This window comes from Sulfurospirillum arsenophilum NBRC 109478, assembly GCF_000813345.1.
GTDB classification, from domain to species: domain Bacteria; phylum Campylobacterota; class Campylobacteria; order Campylobacterales; family Sulfurospirillaceae; genus Sulfurospirillum; species Sulfurospirillum arsenophilum.
Genome location: NZ_BBQF01000002.1, coordinates 89,290 through 104,949, shown reverse-complemented (window position 1 = coordinate 104,949; position 15,660 = coordinate 89,290). Strand labels below are relative to the sequence as shown.

Sequence of the window (15,660 nt, the reverse complement as noted above, 5' to 3'; positions counted from 1 at the left end):
TTTAATATTTTTAGGAGCATTGATGGCTAATTCTCTTCCAGCACACTTTACCAAAACATTGGAGAATGGCCTTCAAATTGTCGTTATTCCGATGAACAACAAAAGTGATGTCATTACCACAGATATCTTTTATAAAGTGGGAAGTGGCAATGAAATCATGGGTAAAAGTGGTATAGCACACATGCTAGAACACCTCAATTTTAAATCCACAAAGAACTTAAAAGCAGGTGAATTTGATGAGATTGTCAAAGGGTTTGGTGGTGTAAATAACGCTTCAACAGGTTTTGACTATACGCATTACTACATCAAAAGCTCCTCTAAAAACTTGCCAAAATCTTTGGAACTTTTTGCAGAACTTATGCAAAATCTAAAGCTCTCTGATGAAGAGTTTCAACCTGAACGCAATGTTGTTTTAGAAGAGAGACTTTGGAGAACCGATAACTCACCTATTGGGTATATGTACTTTAGACTTTTTAATAACGCCTTTACCTATCATCCGTACCACTGGACACCCATAGGTTTTATACAAGATATTAAAAACTGGAGTATCGAAGATATTCGTAGTTTCCATTCTAAATATTACCAACCTGCAAACGCTATCGTTGTTGTTGCTGGAGACATTGAGCCTGAGACAGTTTTTAACAATGTTACGCAATATTTTGGCGATATAAAAAACACAACACCCATACCAGCAGCACATCATCAAATTGAACCACAACAAGATGGTGCCAAACATATGTTGATAAAAAAAGAGAGTGAAGTGGAAATGGTAGCAATCGCTTATAAAATCCCTAACTTTACCCATGAAGACCAAGTAGCACTTTCAGCGTTAAGTGAGCTTTTAAGCAGTGGTAAAAGCAGTAAGCTTCACCGTATTTTGGTCGATGAGAAGAAGCTGGTCAACCAAATCTATGGCTATGCCATGGAAGCCAAAGATCCTTCTGTCTTTTTGTTCTTAGCTGTCTGTAACCCAGGGATTAAAGCTGAAAATGTTGAAGCAGAAATATTAAAGATTATTGATAGCCTAAAGAAGGGTGACGTTAGTGATAAAGAAATTGAAAAGATCAAGATCAATACCAAAGCCGATTTTATTCATAATTTAGAGAGTTCGAGTGAGCTAGCAACATTGTTTGGTTCTTACTATGCCAAGGGGGACATCACCCCATTACTTAATTATGAAGAGGGCATCAATAAGCTCAAAAAAGAAGATATAATCAACGTAGTTAACAAATATTTACTCCCACAATCGTCTACGACTGTGATACTAAGAAAGGATTATTAAGATGCACCACTCGTTACAAGGAGCGATGACCGCGCTTATTACACCATTTAAAAATGGAAAACTCGATGAAGTTCAATACGCAAAACTGATAGAAAGACAGATTAAAAATGGCATTGATGTTGTTGTTCCAGTAGGTACAACGGGTGAGAGTGCAACACTGGATCATGACGAACACCGTCGTTGTATTGAGATTGCCGTTGATGTCTGCTCAAAGAGTGACGTAAAAGTCCTTGCAGGAGCAGGAAGCAATGCAACCCATGAAGCCATTGGTTTAGCAAAATTTGCACAAGCGCACGGTGCACATGGCATACTTTCTGTTACGCCATACTATAACAAACCAACGCAAGAAGGTCTTTTTCAGCACTATAAAGCAATTGCTGGTTCTGTTGATATTCCAGTCCTTTTGTACAATGTCCCAGGTCGTACAGGCTGTGATTTGCTTCCTGATACTATTTTTAGACTCTTTGAAGCATGCCCAAATATTTTTGGTGTCAAAGAAGCAACAGGCTCCATCGATCGTTGTGTTGATTTGCTCGCTCATCAGCCAAAATTGGCTGTTTTTAGCGGTGAAGATGCGATTAACTACCCTATTCTCTCTAACGGAGGATCAGGTGTGATCTCAGTAACATCAAACATTTTGCCAGATCAAATCTCAGAACTTACGCACTTAGCCTTAGCAGGTGATTTCCATGGAGCAAAAGCAATTAATGACTCACTGTATGAGATCAATAAAACACTTTTCTGTGAGAGTAACCCTATTCCTATTAAAGCTGCAATGTACATCGCAGGATTACTTGAAACACTGGAGTATCGTTTACCACTCTGTGCGCCAAGTAACGACAATATGAAACGTATTGAAAATACACTTAAAAAATATACAATCAAAGGATTTTAATGAAGGGAAAAACACTTGTCATTAGTGGCGGTACCAGAGGTATCGGACAAGCTATCGTTTATGAATTTGCTCGTGAGGGTGTGAATGTTGCATTTACTTATAACTCCAATGAAGAGTTAGCCATAGAGCAAGTTAAAGATTTAGAAAAAAATTACGGTATTAAAGCCAGAGCATACGCTCTCAATATTTTAGAGCCAGAAACTTATAAAGATCTTTTCTTAGAAATTGACAAAGATTTTGATCGCGTTGACTTTTTTATCTCTAATGCGATCATCTCTGGTCGTCCAGTGGTCGGTGGCTATACCAAGTTTATGAAGCTTAAACCACGTGGCATCAATAATATCTTTACTGCAACCGTTAACGCCTTTGTTGTAGGTGCGCAAGAAGCGGCAAAACGTATGGAAAAAGTGGGTAGTGGAAGCATTATCTCTCTTTCTTCTACAGGCAATCTTGTTTATATCGAAAACTATGCAGGTCATGGTACAGCAAAAGCTGCTGTTGAAACAATGGTACGTTACGCAGCAGCAGAACTTGGCTGTAAAGGGATTCGTGTTAATGCAGTCAGTGGTGGTCCAATCGAGACGGATGCACTCAGAGCTTTTACCAATTATGAAGAGGTTCGTGATATTACGGCTAAGCTTTCACCTTTGGGTCGTATGGGTCAGCCACAAGATCTAGCAGGCGCTTGTTTGTTTCTCTGTTCAGACAAAGCATCGTGGATTACAGGACACACAATGCTAATTGATGGTGGAACAACGTTTAAATGATGAACCTTCCTAATCTCCTAGCCTCTTTACGTATAGGGTTGGCCCCTCTTATGTTTGTCCTTTTGATCAACCGTGATTTACCTCTTTTTGCAGGGTTACATGTAAGCTGGTTAGACTACTTTGCCGCTTTGATTTTTGTCATCGCTAGTGCCACTGATTTTTTTGATGGCTACATTGCACGCAATTGGAATCAAATGACACAACTAGGCGCCATTCTTGATCCTTTAGCCGATAAAATGCTCACGTTAGCCGCTTTTTTAGGGCTTATGATGATAGATCGTGCGAATCCTTGGGCAATTTTTCTCATCCTGACACGCGAATTTTTCATTACAGGGCTTCGTGTTGCTGCAATGGGTGAAGGTAAAAACATTGCTGCGAGTATGGCTGGAAAAATTAAAACAGTTCTTCAGATGATAGCTATTGGCTTTTTGATGATGAACTGGCCTTATGCCAATCTTTTATTATGGGCAGCGGTTGCACTCACAATGTACTCAGGCTATGAATACATCATCGGTTACACTAAAAAAGGAACCAATTAATGGGAACACTTACCTCCATTCTGGTTCTTTCATTTCTTATCTTTTTTCATGAATTAGGACACTTTTTAGCGGCTCGTTTTTTTGGCGTGCATGTTGAAGTCTTTAGCATTGGATTTGGCAAAAAAGTTTTTTCAAAAATGGTTGGAAAAACAGAATATTGCCTCTCCCTCATTCCTCTAGGCGGTTACGTCCAGATGAAAGGACAAGACGATCGAGATCCAACCAAAGTAAGTTATGACGAGGATAGTTACAATACCAAAGCACCATGGAAACGCATCATCATTCTTTTTGCAGGTCCTTTTGCCAACTTTTTACTCGCTTTTTTACTTTTTCTTGCCATTGGCTCTATGGGTGTCACTAAATTTGCTCCCATCATTGGTCAAATCAGCCCCAACTCTCCAGCTCTTGAAGCAGGACTTCAAGAGAATGACCGCATTGTGATGATCAACGGGGTCTTAATTGAAGGATGGGATGAAGTCAGTCAACTGATTCAAGAGAGCACGGAGAAACTTGAAGTCAAAATTGATCGTTTAGGCGCTGTGCAAACCTTTCTTCTAAACCCAAAAGTTAATGAATACCAAAATATGTTTGGCGAAACAAAACATAAAAAGATGATTGGCATTGCACCCAGTGGTAAAACCATTGAAGTGGTGTATGGTATCAGTGAACTTCCAAAATTTGCATGGCAACAAACCGTTAAATCAACAACACTGATTTTAACCAGTCTTCAAAAATTGGTTGAGGGGGTTGTCTCTCCTAAAGAGTTAGGTGGTATTATCTCTATCGTTCAAGTCACTTCCGAAGCGAGTGCGGCGGGTCTTGTAGCACTTTTTGCATTAACGGCACTTATTTCAGTCAACCTTGGTGTTCTTAATTTATTGCCTATCCCTGCCCTTGATGGCGGACATATTATGTTTAATGCGTATGAGTTACTTACCAAAAAAGCCCCTAATGAGCGTGTACTTACGACCATGACAACCGCTGGATGGTTGCTACTTTTAAGCCTGATGGCTTTGAGTATTTTTAATGATCTATATAGGTTAACCAATGGAAACTAAAAATTTTGTAACTACTATGGATGAGATTCTAACACGCGTTGAAAAAGCGCGTTTGAGTGTCGATCAACACTTGATTGTTAAGATCGTAGCGGCGAGTAAAAGTGCCAATCCCTCAATGATTGAAGCGATGTACAACGTCGGTCAACGTTGTTTTGGAGAAAATAAAATCCAAGACATGAGTGATAAAGTACATGCACTCGCTCATCTTCCACTAGAATGGCATTTTATCGGTCGTTTACAAACCAATAAAATCAATCAGCTCATCGACCTTGACCCTTCATTGATGCACTCACTAAGCTCTTTAGAACTTGCCCAAGAGATCGATAAACGCTTAGAGGTAAAAGGTAAAACAATGAATGTTTTACTTCAAATCAACAGTGCGTATGAAGAGCAAAAAGCAGGTGTACTGCCTGAAGAGGCAGTAGAAATTTATGAGCAAATCGTGCTTACATGTAAACATCTTCAACTTAAAGGTGTCATGAGCATTGGAGCGCATAGCGAAGATACTGCCATCATTCAGAAAAGCTTTAAAACCACGCACAAAATTTACGAATCACTGCAAGGTCATGGGGCAAAATACTGTTCTATGGGGATGAGTGGGGATTTTGAGCTTGCTATAGCGTGTGGTTCTAATATGGTTCGTTTAGGAAGCATTCTATTTAAATAGAGTTCTTTACAGAACTCTTAACACGCTTTTGAAGTAAAGCTTCTTAATCTACGCTAACACTGGGTTTTCCTCAGCGGAAAGCTCACGCACCTTTGGTATTTTTTTTAAATAAGTTCTCTACCTTTTTTAAAGGAGATGATCGCATGTCACACCTTACTTCAAGAGAAGGCTACACGCATCTGATAGAACGGCTCAACCGCTTTCCTTTAGGTGCGCCTCCTTCACAAACCCTCTATGATATTTTAAGCCTTCTTTTTACACCTAAAGAAGCCGAGCTGGTCTCTTTACTTCCCATCAAACCTTTTAAAGCAGAAACTGCCGCACAAAACTGGAAAGTAACTCTTTTGGAAGCTCAAAAGATGCTCGATATACTCTGTTCAAAAGCCCTTCTTATCGACATTGAACAAGAGGGAAGCTCCACCTATGTTCTTCCTCCGCCTATGGCTGGTTTTTTTGAGTTTAGCTTGATGCGAACAGGCGGACATGTGGATCAAAAATTAATCTCAGAGCTTTTTTACCAATACCTCAGTGTCGAAGAAGAGTTCATCAAAACACTCTTTACGGGGGAGACCAAACCCGGTCGTGCCTTTGTCAATGAAAATGCTCTTAAAGCTCAAAACAGTCTGTACGTGCTTGATTATGAACGTGCTTCGCATATTATTGAAAGTTCCAAATACATGGGTGTAGGACTGTGTTATTGTCGTCATAAAAAACAGCATCTTGGTACGGCTTGCGATGCTCCGCTAGAAATTTGTATGACGTTTGGCAATACCGCACACTCACTCTCCAAGCATGGCTATACAAGACTGGTGGAGAAAAGTGAAGGGTTAGAACTTTTAGAAAAAGCAAGGGAGCATAAACTCGTACAATTTGGCGAAAATGCACAAAGTGGGGTCAATTTTATCTGCAACTGTTGCAGCTGTTGTTGCGAAGCACTCACTGCCGCACGTCGCTTTGCCTTTTTAAATCCTGTAGAAACCACCAACTTTTTACCCGAAATTGATCTTACATGTCATGGCTGTAGTAAATGTGCTCAAGCGTGTCCCGTCGAGGCTATTTCTATGGTTTCGGCTCACGATCCGCAAAAGCCAAAAAAACTAAAAGCGATGCTTGATGAGGGTAGGTGTCTTGGATGTGGAGTTTGTGTCACTGCATGCAAAGATAAAGTCATCTCTTTAAAAGAACGCGCTAAACGGATCATTACTCCCGTAAATTCAGCGCATAAAACGGTGATGATGGCAATAGAGCGAGGAAAACTTCAAGATCTTATTTTCGATAACCAAGCCCTTTGGAATCACCGCGCAATGGCGGCAATTTTAGGCGTGCTACTTAAACTTCCACCCATCAAACAGATCATGGCAAGTGAGCAGATCAAATCGCGTTATTTTGCAAAACTTTTGGCAGATATTACGTAATGAGAGTACCCATTTTTGGTACTCTCATTTTTACATGTAAAGAGTTTAGTACTCTTTTGGCGTTAAAAGTTTCTTGTAATAAGAACCTGTCGTGTAGAGTGCCACAACAGGATTGTGTCCTAAAACACGATCTTTGACAACCAGATAGGTTGTCGTCGCTTTGGCGTATTTGATAAACAATGAATCATGCCCCACACACAAGCCCATAATGACATTGAGATCGGTCTTGGCTTTGTTTAGGTACTTGGCTTGAAGCACAGGATTGCACATTGGCTCAAACGTATTGGGACGGATTTTTTGCTCTTCTTTGAGTCCTATTTCACACTTATCGCGAGAACCTACTTTGCAGATTGCCATAAAAACATCAAAACCGTTGACTTTGAGAATTTCTGCAAAGATTTTTGACTCAGCCGCTAATCCCACACAGGATGCAATGCCAATCTTTTTAGCATCAATGCGTCTTGCAAAGGCAAGTATCTCTTCGACACGTGTTAGTTGCCCATAGTATTTACCCTCAATGTCAGCCGCCGCCATGGCAATTTTACGATCAATCCCCTCTTCGTCTTTATAGCACTCAAGAGACTCTTCAAGCATTGCTTCATCGACATTTGTGGTGAGACAAAACTTAGGATAACGGCTTTCGTGTTTATGGCAGTTCAGCGTTCCACACTCAGCGCAACTGAGCTCTTTTTCATCTTCTTGCATCTAAAATCCTTTTTACATGTAAAGATACTTTCCATAAAGGCTAAGGTAAACCCCAAGCAACTCTTTAAGTCCTTGGCTCAGCAAAGCTTTTTCTTCTTCGTTCAACAAAAAGTCCAAAAGCTTTACATGTAAAGATTCTCCAAAAGCAACTAGACACTCGGGTGTAAAATTTTGTGCATCCTCTTTGCCCAAGACAAAAAAGAGTGCAAGGGCGCGATTGAGCCCAGCAACATAGGCTAAAAGATTTTCATAGATGCTTTTTTCCACAGGTTCAAGTTGCGAAAGGAAAAGGTCTAAGGAAACGTTCAAAAACCCTTTCTTTTTGGGGAAATTGACGCTTAAAAGTGTCATGAAAAGGCTTTTTTTAGCTTCGTGCAGTGGTTTGGGCAGAGCTTTTTCAAAAGCAGCATCTAGTGCTTTGAGCCCTTCAACAAAACCAGAAGGAGCACAAAACCCTTGTCGGGACATCAAAGAGCCAATCTGTGCTTGTGTAAACTTAGTAGGCGTGTAAAGCTCTAAGGAAGTAAGATTTTGCACCAATAGGTCATAAAAAGCACTCGCATCATCGTTTTCACTTTTGGCTAAATATTCGGTTAGGTAAAGTATCTCTTTTTTCATCCCTCCATTCTGCCAAAGAGGAACTGAAAAAGTGCTATAATGCCAACTCTTTTTAAGGAGCTTATACGATGATTCACCTCTCTGCTTTTTTTGCGATTTATGTTAAATTCTTTTTTATTATGACACCATTTTTTGTCACAACCATCTTTTTGTCGATGACCAAAGGTATTGAGGAGAGCGATAAAAAGCGCCTTGCGATTAAAGTAACTTTAGCAATTTCGATCACGTGTCTGATTATTCTCTTTTTTGGAAAATACATTTTTGAACTTTTTGGCATTACCCTTGATGCCTTTCGTATTGGTGCTGGGGCACTTCTTTTTTTAACCGCTGTTGATTTGGTGCAAAAAGACATCAACGCGGAACCTACCTGCAAAACAGACATCTTAAAACATGCCGTTGTTCCTTTGGCGATTCCTGTCACGGTAGGACCTGGAACCGTGGGTGCGCTTATGGTCATGGGTGCTGATATGAACAGTGTTGAAGACTTGCTTTTGGGGTCTAGCGCGCTTTTATCGGCTATTTTTAGTATTGGCTTGTTGCTGTATCTTTCAGGTCATATTGAAAGACTCATCGGTCGTACGGGACTTGTTGTTTTTAGTAAAGTCACGGGTCTTGTCTTGGCAGCACTTTCTGCGCAACTCATCTTTACTGGCATTAAAAACTTTTTACACTAACCTTTACATGTAAAAAAATTGAGCGGTTAAAACAACCGCCCAATTTTGCGAAATCCTATCGCATACACAACACTCCCCACCAATGTCACCCCTAAGAAATAGGGATAAAGCTCTAAAAATGGCGTTCCACGAAAGAAAATACTCTCTGTTCCTTCGATGTAATAGCGCAGTGGTGAGATCAGTGAAAACGTCTGCAACCATGGATGCATCGCGTAAATCGGTGTCCATGCACCACTGAGAAAGATGAGCGGTAACATGATGACGATGGAAAGTTGAGCCACTTGCATCACATCTTTGGCAATCGCAGCGATGAAAAGCCCAATGCCAGCCCCCGTGAAGGCATAAAGAAAACTCAGCAATAAAAAAGCGAAAAACGAGCCATTAATGGGCGTGTCAAAAACACCAAATATCACAAATCCCACCGAGATAACAATACCCACCATCACGATAATCACCTGAGAAAAAGACTTAGCTAAAATAATAATCTTAGCATTCACAGGCATCAAAAGCATAATGTCCCAAGTACCCTCTTCTTTCTCTTTCACAAACACAACCGCGGTTAAGATGACCGATAAAAGCGTTACAATGGAGAGCAATTCCGTCAACGCCATAAAGGTATGGTTGTCCGCATTTTCGTTAAAGAGTTTATGTGTTACGAGTTCAACTGGAAAAGTGCGTGCTGTAAAATTGATCGCTATGTTTTGCAGGTAACTGAGTGCTGTAAACGCTTGTGAAGCCGCTGTCGCATCGAGTAAAACATGCAAAGTGGTATGGTGATTTTTACGAAAATTTTGCTCAAAAGTATCATCAAACACTAAGCCTACCATGATCTCTTTATCAAACACCGCTTGAGAGAGTTTTTCTTGCGACTCAAATAAAATAGGCTCTAAAAACTCAGGGGCATGGAAGTAACTCAAAAACTTTTGACTCAGCCCTCCTCCACTTGCATCAATATAGCCAACAGCGATATTGCGAGGTTTAAGCTCAATGCCACTGCCTGCGATGTAAACCTCAAAACTAAAGGCATAAAGGACAACAAAGACTAACTGCCACGAGCGTATGAAACTCAGTAACTCTTTTCCCACAACCGCCCAAAAGATCTTCATCTTAGCTCCTTTTTAAGCAAGAAACTGCCAAGGGTGAGCATACTAAAAGCGTACAACGCCAAGATGAAAATATACGTCACGGTTTTAGACGAAGCCAGCCCTTCTCCCACCAAGAAAACATCGTAAAGAATGTGGTTGTAGTACATAACAGGGAAAATATGTGCTTCATAACGTGAAACACCCACCATCGAAGAGATCGGCATCAAAATGCCTGAGTATAAAAACCCTGGAATGATCGTAACAATGACCGTTAAAACCACCGCAACGATTTGCGTGCGTGTGATGATGGAGATAAGCATACCAATGGAGAGACTAATCACCAAGTAAAGCTCAGATGTAAGCCAATAGAGCAAAAAACTGCCTCGAAACGGCACTTCAAATAGATACGTTGCCCAAAGGAAAAGGATGAAAATATTGATGGAATGCAGTAAAAAAACAGGAATAAGCTTGGCGGCGATGAACTCGCTTTTGGAAACAGGTGATGCGTAAAAGTTAAAGATCGTACCTCGTTCTTTCTCTTTGACGATAAGAAGAGCGGCTAAAATAGCCGGTGCAATGAGCATGACAAGCCCGATGAGCCCTGGGACTATGGCATCTTCATCGCGCATCGCTTGGTTAAAAAGTGTACGCTGGTTAATGCTAATCGTTGGGGCATTGCCACCCAAGCGCTCTAACATCTGACTGGCGGCATCTAAGACTACACCTTTGACATAACTCTCCATCGTCGAGCCTCGTGTTGGAAATGCAGCATCTAAGAAGACACCGATTTGCGTCGTTTGTCCGTGCAAAAGCCGCTTTTCAAAACTTTCTGGAATGATGATGAGTATGTCGCTTTTGGCTTGATGGATTTTATCGAGTGCTTTGGCTTCATCTTGTTTTTCGATGGTAACGTCAAAGTATTTGGAGTGTTCAAACTTGCTCAAAAGAAGCTGCGAATAGTGGCTCTGGTCGTTATCAATAATAAGCGTGCGTGCTCCTGTGACTTCCATGCGGATGCCATAGCCAAAGAGAACCAACACCATCGTTGGCATCAAATAAACCATGATGATAAGACGTGATCTTATAATCTCCGTAAGTTCTTTGAGCACATACGCTTTGACGACTCCTAGTTTCATCGGTAATACTCCAAGAAAATCTCCTCAAAGCTCTGCGCTTTGGGATGTTCCGCGTAAAACTCTGCAATAGTATGATCGGCGATCTTTTTGCCTTGGCGCAATAACACCACACGGTCACAAAATTCTGCTTCGCTCATGTAGTGTGTCGTGATTAAAATGGCAATTTCCCAACGCTCTTTAAGAGCTTTTAAAAGCTCCCAAAATTTTGCTCGTGCGATGGCATCCACACCCGAAGTTGGCTCATCCAAAAACAAAATGACAGGCTCGTGCAGTAAAGCAGAGGCAAGTGAAAAACGCTGATTGATGCCGAGTGGTAACTCTTGAGGCATTGCATTGAGGTATTCATCAAAGCCCAATTCTAGGGCATAACGTGCAATACGGCTTTTCGCAACATCCATAGCGATACCTCGCATGGAAGCAAAATAGAGTAGATTTTCCTCAACACTCATATCATTGTAAAGCGCAAAATGCTGACTCACATAACCAATGCTGGCTTTAAGCGCCTGACGATCTTCTTGCGTTTGAATCGACTTTCCAAGCAGTGTCAATTCGCCTCCATCGATAGGATAAAGTCCCAAAAGCATCTTAATAAATGTTGTTTTACCTGCACCATTTGCTCCTAAAAGCCCTAAAATCTCGCCTTTGTGTAGTGTCATATCGACATTTTCATTTGCAGTGAAACTACCAAAAACCTTGGTGAGCCCTTTGGCTTCCATGACGACATCGGGCAATTCAATGGTTTTCTCTTTATTGGTAATCTCAATGAGTGGCATTTTTTTGCCTTTTTGAAGGGCATTGACAAAAAAGAGCGCTTCAAGGCTTGGTTCTGTGTGTTCCGCTTCTAAAGGCGAAAGGCAATAGGTCGCATGAAGCGTGCGAATACACGGCTCTTGCGTTTTAATTCCTTCGACATAGCTCATGGCACGAATAGAGTCTATCAGTTCGCTTGAAGTGCCTTGCGCGATGATCTCCTGTTCATCAAAGAGTAAGATTTTATCCATCTTTGCAGCCTCTTGCATGTATGCGGTGCTGATGATCGAAATTGTCCCTTCAGATTTTCGAATTTCATCGAGGATTTCCCACAGCTCAATGCGACTCAGCGGGTCAACACCCGTGGTAGGCTCATCCAACAGTAAAAGTTTAGGACGGTGTAGCAGCGTGCAGATAAGCGAGAGCTTTTGCATCATGCCGCCACTCAGCTTTCCCGCTTGGCGGTCTTGAAACGCATCCAGCCCTGCCATTTTTAAGAGGCGAAGTTTGTACGCTTCAAACGTGGCATCTTGTTTGATGTTGTGAATATTGGCAAAAAAACGTAAATGTTCATCGACGGTAAGGAGATCGTAAAGTACCAAACCAATGCCCTGAGGCATCAATCCGATGGAAGGTTTAAGCGGTTCTGCCTCTTTGGGTGAATGGTACGTCAAACCATTAAACGTAACATTACCCTCAAAAGGAATGACGCCTGCTATAGCATGAATGAGCGAGCTTTTTCCCGCACCATCTGCGCCAATAAAACCGATGATTTCGCCCTCATTTGCCGATAAACTCGCCCCAGCAATGCCAAGGCTTTTTTTATGGTAAACACGGACATTCTCAACGTTCAATTCCATGATTTGCTCATTCAGGAACGTTGTTTAAACTCTTCGGCAGACCTTTGCCGTCCATTGAGACAACGCCCACAGCAGGAATGCCCAGTTTCAGGGTTGGCTGAGGAGAAAGTGGCTTTACATGTAAAGCAAAAACTCTCTGAATACGATCACTCGGAACGCTTACCTCTTTGGGTGTAAATTCTGCTTTTTGTTCGATGCGCACAACTTTTGCAGGGATGGGCTCATTGGGTTTTCCATCTAAAAAAATGACCGCGTCATTGCCTACGTGGAGATTGCCATTTTGTTTGGTGTCGACAAAGATTTTAAGGTAAAGTGAGTTTGGATCAAGCAAGGTTGCCACAACACTTCCTGTCCCTATGACTTCGCCTTGATTGGCTATTTTTTCCACAACAACACCATCAATGGAAGAGCGCAGTGTCATCTCATTTAAAACCGCTTCGATCTGTGTTTTGGAAGCTTCTAAGGCTTTGAGAGATGATCGCAAAGCTTCGAGTCCTTGAGACATTACATGTAAGGTTTTTTGATGTGCCGTTGCTTCGATCAGTTCGCTGTTTGCAACATTAATAGCAAGGCTAAGTTGTTCACGTTTTTGGTGTAAGCTTGAAAGAAAATTGCCACTGGTTTGGTGTTTTAACGCTGCCGTTTCGACTTGGCGTTTTTCAATGAGATTTTGATCATACAAGTTTTTCATGCGCTCTAAATCGCGTTTATCTTGTGCAAGGACACTGGTTTGTGAAGCGATATTTTTATCGAGTTCATCGCGTTGATGTTGTTTGATGGAAAAATTTGCTTTGGCTTTTGAAAGTGTTTCAGGAATTGTTTTAGAAGCAATCTCTAGCTCTGTCTCTTTCGCACTAAGTTCCTGTGCTCTGGCATTGATTTGGGCTTCGATCTGTGCCTTTTGCGCTTCATACTCAGGGCTTGCAAGAACGGCGATGCTTTGCCCTACTGAAACGTGTTGTCCCTCATGAATGTTTAAAGCAGCAATACGTCCCGCATACTTGGCGTTGAGATTGACCAAATCGCCATCCATCCGACCTGAGCCTTGAACGAGATTTTCGGCAAGTTTGGGAGCTATGAGTTTATTGACGATGAGTCCTGAAGCTATTAAAACCAAGGCTAAGATAGCCACACCTAAACGATACTGTTTGATTTTTTCCAACATTCACGCTCCTTGGATGAAGAGAAAACTATTATATAACTAATTTCTTATATTTTCACCTAATTAAGAGTGAATTAATAGGATAAGCAATACTATTAACATCACAATCATGATGTTTCGCAAGGACGGTTCATGCGACGTTTACTTCTGTTTTTACTGCCTTTATGTTTAAATGCACAAACTTACACGGAACTTTTAAATTTGTTGGAAAAAAGCAATAGCTATAAAAGCGCTAAAGAACTTGAGGGTGCATCCCAGTCACTCTACCTTGCAGCGCAGGGTAAAAACCTTCCTTCACTTGATGCGACCCTGAGTGCCATTGAATTTAACGAAATTCCAAACATGACATTGCACCTTCCCTCTTTTCCGCTCACCAAAGCCGATGTTGGAACAAGGCAACATCTTGAAGGCGCACTGGTTTTAAGCTATCCACTTTTTACAGGGTTTGCCATCTCAGCCGCCATCGATAAAGCCAAATTCGAAAGTGAGCAAGCAACCCTAAAAGTAACCAATCTCAAACGCAATCTTGCCATGCACGTCACCCAACTTTTCAGTACTATCATTGCGGAAGAAAAAGTCATTGAGGCACTTTTAAGCTCAGAGCTTGCCATCAACCAATCCTATAAAAAAGCCAAAGGTTTTTATGACAATGGGCTGTTAGCACAAAGCGAACTCTACGCCATTGAAGCGAAAAAGTATGACATTGAAGCGCAACTGCTTCACCATAAAAATCAAAAAAAGCAACTGCTAAACCAGCTCTCGTTTATACTCAATACCAAAATTGAAACCGTTCAATCAAACGCTCTCAAAGCTTTTGAAATTCCAAGTATTCATGAAGCCAAAGAGATCGCTTTAAATGAGCGCGAAGATTTACATGTAATGACAAAAGCGATAGATGTAGCGCAAAGCAGTGTGGAGTTAGCCAAAAGCAAAAACTACCCCTCACTTGCCATGGTAGGCGTTTTAAAACGACAAGGTGACTCACTTGAGCTCAATGGCGATGGTTACACCAATGCCGATAAAAGCTATGTGGGGATAAGTGCTTCATGGAATCTGTTTAACGGCTACACAGATGCACACAACATCGATGCGGCACGTGCTTCCAAAATGTCCGCTTTTTTCAATCTTGAAGAGTACAAACAACAAGTGAGTTTAGAGGTGGAAAACACTCAATTAGAGATCAAAACCCTCGAAGCTCAATTGCAAAGTGCCAAACTTGAAGCCAAAGCCAGCGAATCATACACCCATCTTACGCAAGGTCGCTTTGACAACCAACTCATCAGTGCCGACGAACTCAGCCGTGCCATCGCAAACTTAGCTTCAACGAGAGCGAAAGTGGCAACACTGCACAGCGAACTCTTTAACCAAACTGCACGGCTGTGGTTAGAATGCGGTTGGAGTGTTTTTGAGAAAAAAGCACTCTCGCAAAAAGACTGAAATCTTTACATGTAAAAAGGGTGATTATCAAGCACCCATCCAATTTTCATGCACATGCCCTTTTTTCTTAAAATGGATCGCTTCATCCAGTTTTGTTTCAAACATTTCAAGATCGAACGCATCTTCGACATCACGCGTGATCTCTTTGTAAACAAATTGCCCATCTTTGTTGATGATGAAGATAGCCTTTGCACACAATGTTTCGTCAATATAAACCCCAAATTTCTTTGCGAGTTCTTCAAAATCCGTCGAACTACAGGTAGGATTGGTCGTTTGATCTAGCATTTGAGCGCTAATGGTATAAATAAACGCTTGATCTTGATACGTTTTAATGATATTAGAGAGTTCCATACTAAGGGAGTTGTGAAATGGCAACGTAATCATCACTTGCACTTTGGTTGCCAACATACCAATGACTTTGCTTTCGCCATTTAACATGGTAAGGCTGATAGCAGGAGCTTCTGAACCGATTTTTCGCTCATTTTTCTGTAAAACTTTACTGACACCTTTAACGATTGTTTCCAAGAGGACTCCTTGAATATTTTTAGGAGTTTATGCAAGAGTCATACCATAGTCACAAAAACGTGACATGTAAAGCGTAGCGACAACA

16 protein-coding genes are annotated in these 15,660 nt (G+C 41.3%); 9 read left to right on the top strand and 7 right to left on the bottom strand.

Annotated features, from left to right (window positions below; translation table 11 throughout):
• The first annotated feature begins 22 nt into the window (after nucleotides 1-22).
• The 7 genes from SAR02S_RS04915 to SAR02S_RS04885 all read left to right on the top strand — a co-directional run bounded on the left by SAR02S_RS04915 (nucleotide 23) and on the right by SAR02S_RS04885 (nucleotide 6,623).
• Entirely contained in the window at nucleotides 23-1,282 is a 1,260-nt protein-coding gene (locus SAR02S_RS04915; RefSeq protein ID WP_232293993.1) for a M16 family metallopeptidase, read from the top strand.
• Between the two features lies 1 nt (nucleotide 1,283).
• Nucleotides 1,284-2,177, top strand: a complete 894-nt coding sequence (gene dapA / locus SAR02S_RS04910; protein ID WP_041957502.1) for a 4-hydroxy-tetrahydrodipicolinate synthase — start codon at nucleotides 1,284-1,286, stop codon at nucleotides 2,175-2,177.
• The gene (locus SAR02S_RS04905; protein ID WP_041957500.1) at nucleotides 2,177-2,944 is read left to right on the top strand and encodes an enoyl-ACP reductase; all 768 of its coding nucleotides are present in this window, start codon (nucleotides 2,177-2,179) and stop codon (nucleotides 2,942-2,944) included. The genes dapA and SAR02S_RS04905 overlap by 1 nt, the downstream gene beginning before the upstream one ends.
• Nucleotides 2,941-3,483 (top strand): CDP-diacylglycerol--glycerol-3-phosphate 3-phosphatidyltransferase, encoded by a 543-nt coding sequence (gene pgsA, locus SAR02S_RS04900; RefSeq protein WP_041957498.1) that lies wholly within the window; start codon nucleotides 2,941-2,943, stop codon nucleotides 3,481-3,483. Before SAR02S_RS04905 ends, pgsA begins: the two co-directional genes overlap by 4 nt.
• Nucleotides 3,483-4,541: an RIP metalloprotease RseP gene (gene rseP / locus SAR02S_RS04895; RefSeq protein ID WP_041957496.1), complete on the top strand. Its 1,059-nt coding sequence runs from the start codon at nucleotides 3,483-3,485 to the stop codon at nucleotides 4,539-4,541. The genes pgsA and rseP overlap by 1 nt, the downstream gene beginning before the upstream one ends.
• Nucleotides 4,531-5,208 carry a YggS family pyridoxal phosphate-dependent enzyme gene (locus SAR02S_RS04890; RefSeq protein ID WP_041957494.1) on the top strand — a complete coding sequence of 226 codons (678 nt, stop codon included), beginning with the start codon at nucleotides 4,531-4,533 and terminating at the stop codon, nucleotides 5,206-5,208. The genes rseP and SAR02S_RS04890 overlap by 11 nt, the downstream gene beginning before the upstream one ends.
• Nucleotides 5,209-5,351: 143 nt before the next feature.
• Nucleotides 5,352-6,623 (top strand): 4Fe-4S dicluster domain-containing protein, encoded by a 1,272-nt coding sequence (locus tag SAR02S_RS04885; protein WP_041957493.1) that lies wholly within the window; start codon nucleotides 5,352-5,354, stop codon nucleotides 6,621-6,623.
• A 45-nt stretch (nucleotides 6,624-6,668) separates the two neighbouring features.
• Here the strand turns inward: SAR02S_RS04885 and SAR02S_RS04880 are convergent, their stop codons facing one another.
• Both SAR02S_RS04880 and SAR02S_RS04875 read right to left on the bottom strand, forming a co-directional pair.
• The gene (locus SAR02S_RS04880) at nucleotides 6,669-7,328 is read right to left on the bottom strand and encodes a DUF1847 domain-containing protein (RefSeq protein WP_041957491.1); all 660 of its coding nucleotides are present in this window, start codon (nucleotides 7,326-7,328) and stop codon (nucleotides 6,669-6,671) included.
• Between the two features lie 12 nt (nucleotides 7,329-7,340).
• Nucleotides 7,341-7,946, bottom strand: a complete 606-nt coding sequence (locus SAR02S_RS04875) for a hypothetical protein (RefSeq protein WP_041957489.1) — start codon at nucleotides 7,944-7,946, stop codon at nucleotides 7,341-7,343.
• Nucleotides 7,947-8,014: 68 nt separating this feature from the next.
• On the opposite strand from SAR02S_RS04875, the gene SAR02S_RS04870 reads away from it, so the two are divergent.
• On the top strand, nucleotides 8,015-8,620 hold the full coding sequence (locus SAR02S_RS04870) for a MarC family protein (protein WP_041957488.1): 606 nt from the start codon (nucleotides 8,015-8,017) through the stop codon (nucleotides 8,618-8,620).
• Between the two features lie 26 nt (nucleotides 8,621-8,646).
• Here SAR02S_RS04870 and SAR02S_RS04865 read toward each other — a convergent pair whose 3' ends face one another.
• The 4 genes from SAR02S_RS04865 to SAR02S_RS04850 are packed head-to-tail and all read right to left on the bottom strand — an operon-like array spanning nucleotide 8,647 to nucleotide 13,616.
• On the bottom strand, nucleotides 8,647-9,726 hold the full coding sequence (locus SAR02S_RS04865) for an ABC transporter permease (protein WP_041957487.1): 1,080 nt from the start codon (nucleotides 9,724-9,726) through the stop codon (nucleotides 8,647-8,649).
• Entirely contained in the window at nucleotides 9,723-10,841 is a 1,119-nt protein-coding gene (locus tag SAR02S_RS04860) for an ABC transporter permease (protein WP_041957485.1), read from the bottom strand. Before SAR02S_RS04860 ends, SAR02S_RS04865 begins: the two co-directional genes overlap by 4 nt.
• Nucleotides 10,838-12,451 (bottom strand): ATP-binding cassette domain-containing protein, encoded by a 1,614-nt coding sequence (locus SAR02S_RS04855; protein WP_041957483.1) that lies wholly within the window; start codon nucleotides 12,449-12,451, stop codon nucleotides 10,838-10,840. The genes SAR02S_RS04860 and SAR02S_RS04855 overlap by 4 nt, the downstream gene beginning before the upstream one ends.
• 7 nt (nucleotides 12,452-12,458) lie before the next feature.
• Nucleotides 12,459-13,616 carry an HlyD family secretion protein gene (locus tag SAR02S_RS04850; RefSeq protein WP_084218451.1) on the bottom strand — a complete coding sequence of 386 codons (1,158 nt, stop codon included), beginning with the start codon at nucleotides 13,614-13,616 and terminating at the stop codon, nucleotides 12,459-12,461.
• Between the two features lie 129 nt (nucleotides 13,617-13,745).
• On the opposite strand from SAR02S_RS04850, the gene SAR02S_RS04845 reads away from it, so the two are divergent.
• Nucleotides 13,746-15,050, top strand: coding sequence for a TolC family protein (locus tag SAR02S_RS04845; RefSeq protein WP_041957480.1), 1,305 nt, complete (start codon nucleotides 13,746-13,748; stop codon nucleotides 15,048-15,050).
• 27 nt (nucleotides 15,051-15,077) lie between these two features.
• Here the strand turns inward: SAR02S_RS04845 and SAR02S_RS04840 are convergent, their stop codons facing one another.
• Nucleotides 15,078-15,575 (bottom strand): thioredoxin domain-containing protein, encoded by a 498-nt coding sequence (locus SAR02S_RS04840; protein ID WP_041957478.1) that lies wholly within the window; start codon nucleotides 15,573-15,575, stop codon nucleotides 15,078-15,080.
• Nucleotides 15,576-15,660 lie beyond the last annotated feature (85 nt).

Bases quoted from the DNA above. Each gene is read 5' to 3' on its own strand.
- SAR02S_RS04915 (WP_232293993.1), top strand. From the start codon at position 23: ATGGCTAATTCTCTTCCAGCACACTTTACCAAAACATTGGAGAATGGC.
- dapA (WP_041957502.1), top strand. From the start codon at position 1,284: ATGCACCACTCGTTACAAGGAGCGATGACCGCGCTTATTACACCATTT.
- SAR02S_RS04905 (WP_041957500.1), top strand. From the start codon at position 2,177: ATGAAGGGAAAAACACTTGTCATTAGTGGCGGTACCAGAGGTATCGGA.
- pgsA (WP_041957498.1), top strand. From the start codon at position 2,941: ATGATGAACCTTCCTAATCTCCTAGCCTCTTTACGTATAGGGTTGGCC.
- rseP (WP_041957496.1), top strand. From the start codon at position 3,483: ATGGGAACACTTACCTCCATTCTGGTTCTTTCATTTCTTATCTTTTTT.
- SAR02S_RS04890 (WP_041957494.1), top strand. From the start codon at position 4,531: ATGGAAACTAAAAATTTTGTAACTACTATGGATGAGATTCTAACACGC.
- SAR02S_RS04885 (WP_041957493.1), top strand. From the start codon at position 5,352: ATGTCACACCTTACTTCAAGAGAAGGCTACACGCATCTGATAGAACGG.
- SAR02S_RS04880 (WP_041957491.1), bottom strand. From the start codon at position 7,328: ATGCAAGAAGATGAAAAAGAGCTCAGTTGCGCTGAGTGTGGAACGCTG.
- SAR02S_RS04875 (WP_041957489.1), bottom strand. From the start codon at position 7,946: ATGAAAAAAGAGATACTTTACCTAACCGAATATTTAGCCAAAAGTGAA.
- SAR02S_RS04870 (WP_041957488.1), top strand. From the start codon at position 8,015: ATGATTCACCTCTCTGCTTTTTTTGCGATTTATGTTAAATTCTTTTTT.
- SAR02S_RS04865 (WP_041957487.1), bottom strand. From the start codon at position 9,726: ATGAAGATCTTTTGGGCGGTTGTGGGAAAAGAGTTACTGAGTTTCATA.
- SAR02S_RS04860 (WP_041957485.1), bottom strand. From the start codon at position 10,841: ATGAAACTAGGAGTCGTCAAAGCGTATGTGCTCAAAGAACTTACGGAG.
- SAR02S_RS04855 (WP_041957483.1), bottom strand. From the start codon at position 12,451: ATGGAATTGAACGTTGAGAATGTCCGTGTTTACCATAAAAAAAGCCTT.
- SAR02S_RS04850 (WP_084218451.1), bottom strand. From the start codon at position 13,616: ATGTTGGAAAAAATCAAACAGTATCGTTTAGGTGTGGCTATCTTAGCC.
- SAR02S_RS04845 (WP_041957480.1), top strand. From the start codon at position 13,746: ATGCGACGTTTACTTCTGTTTTTACTGCCTTTATGTTTAAATGCACAA.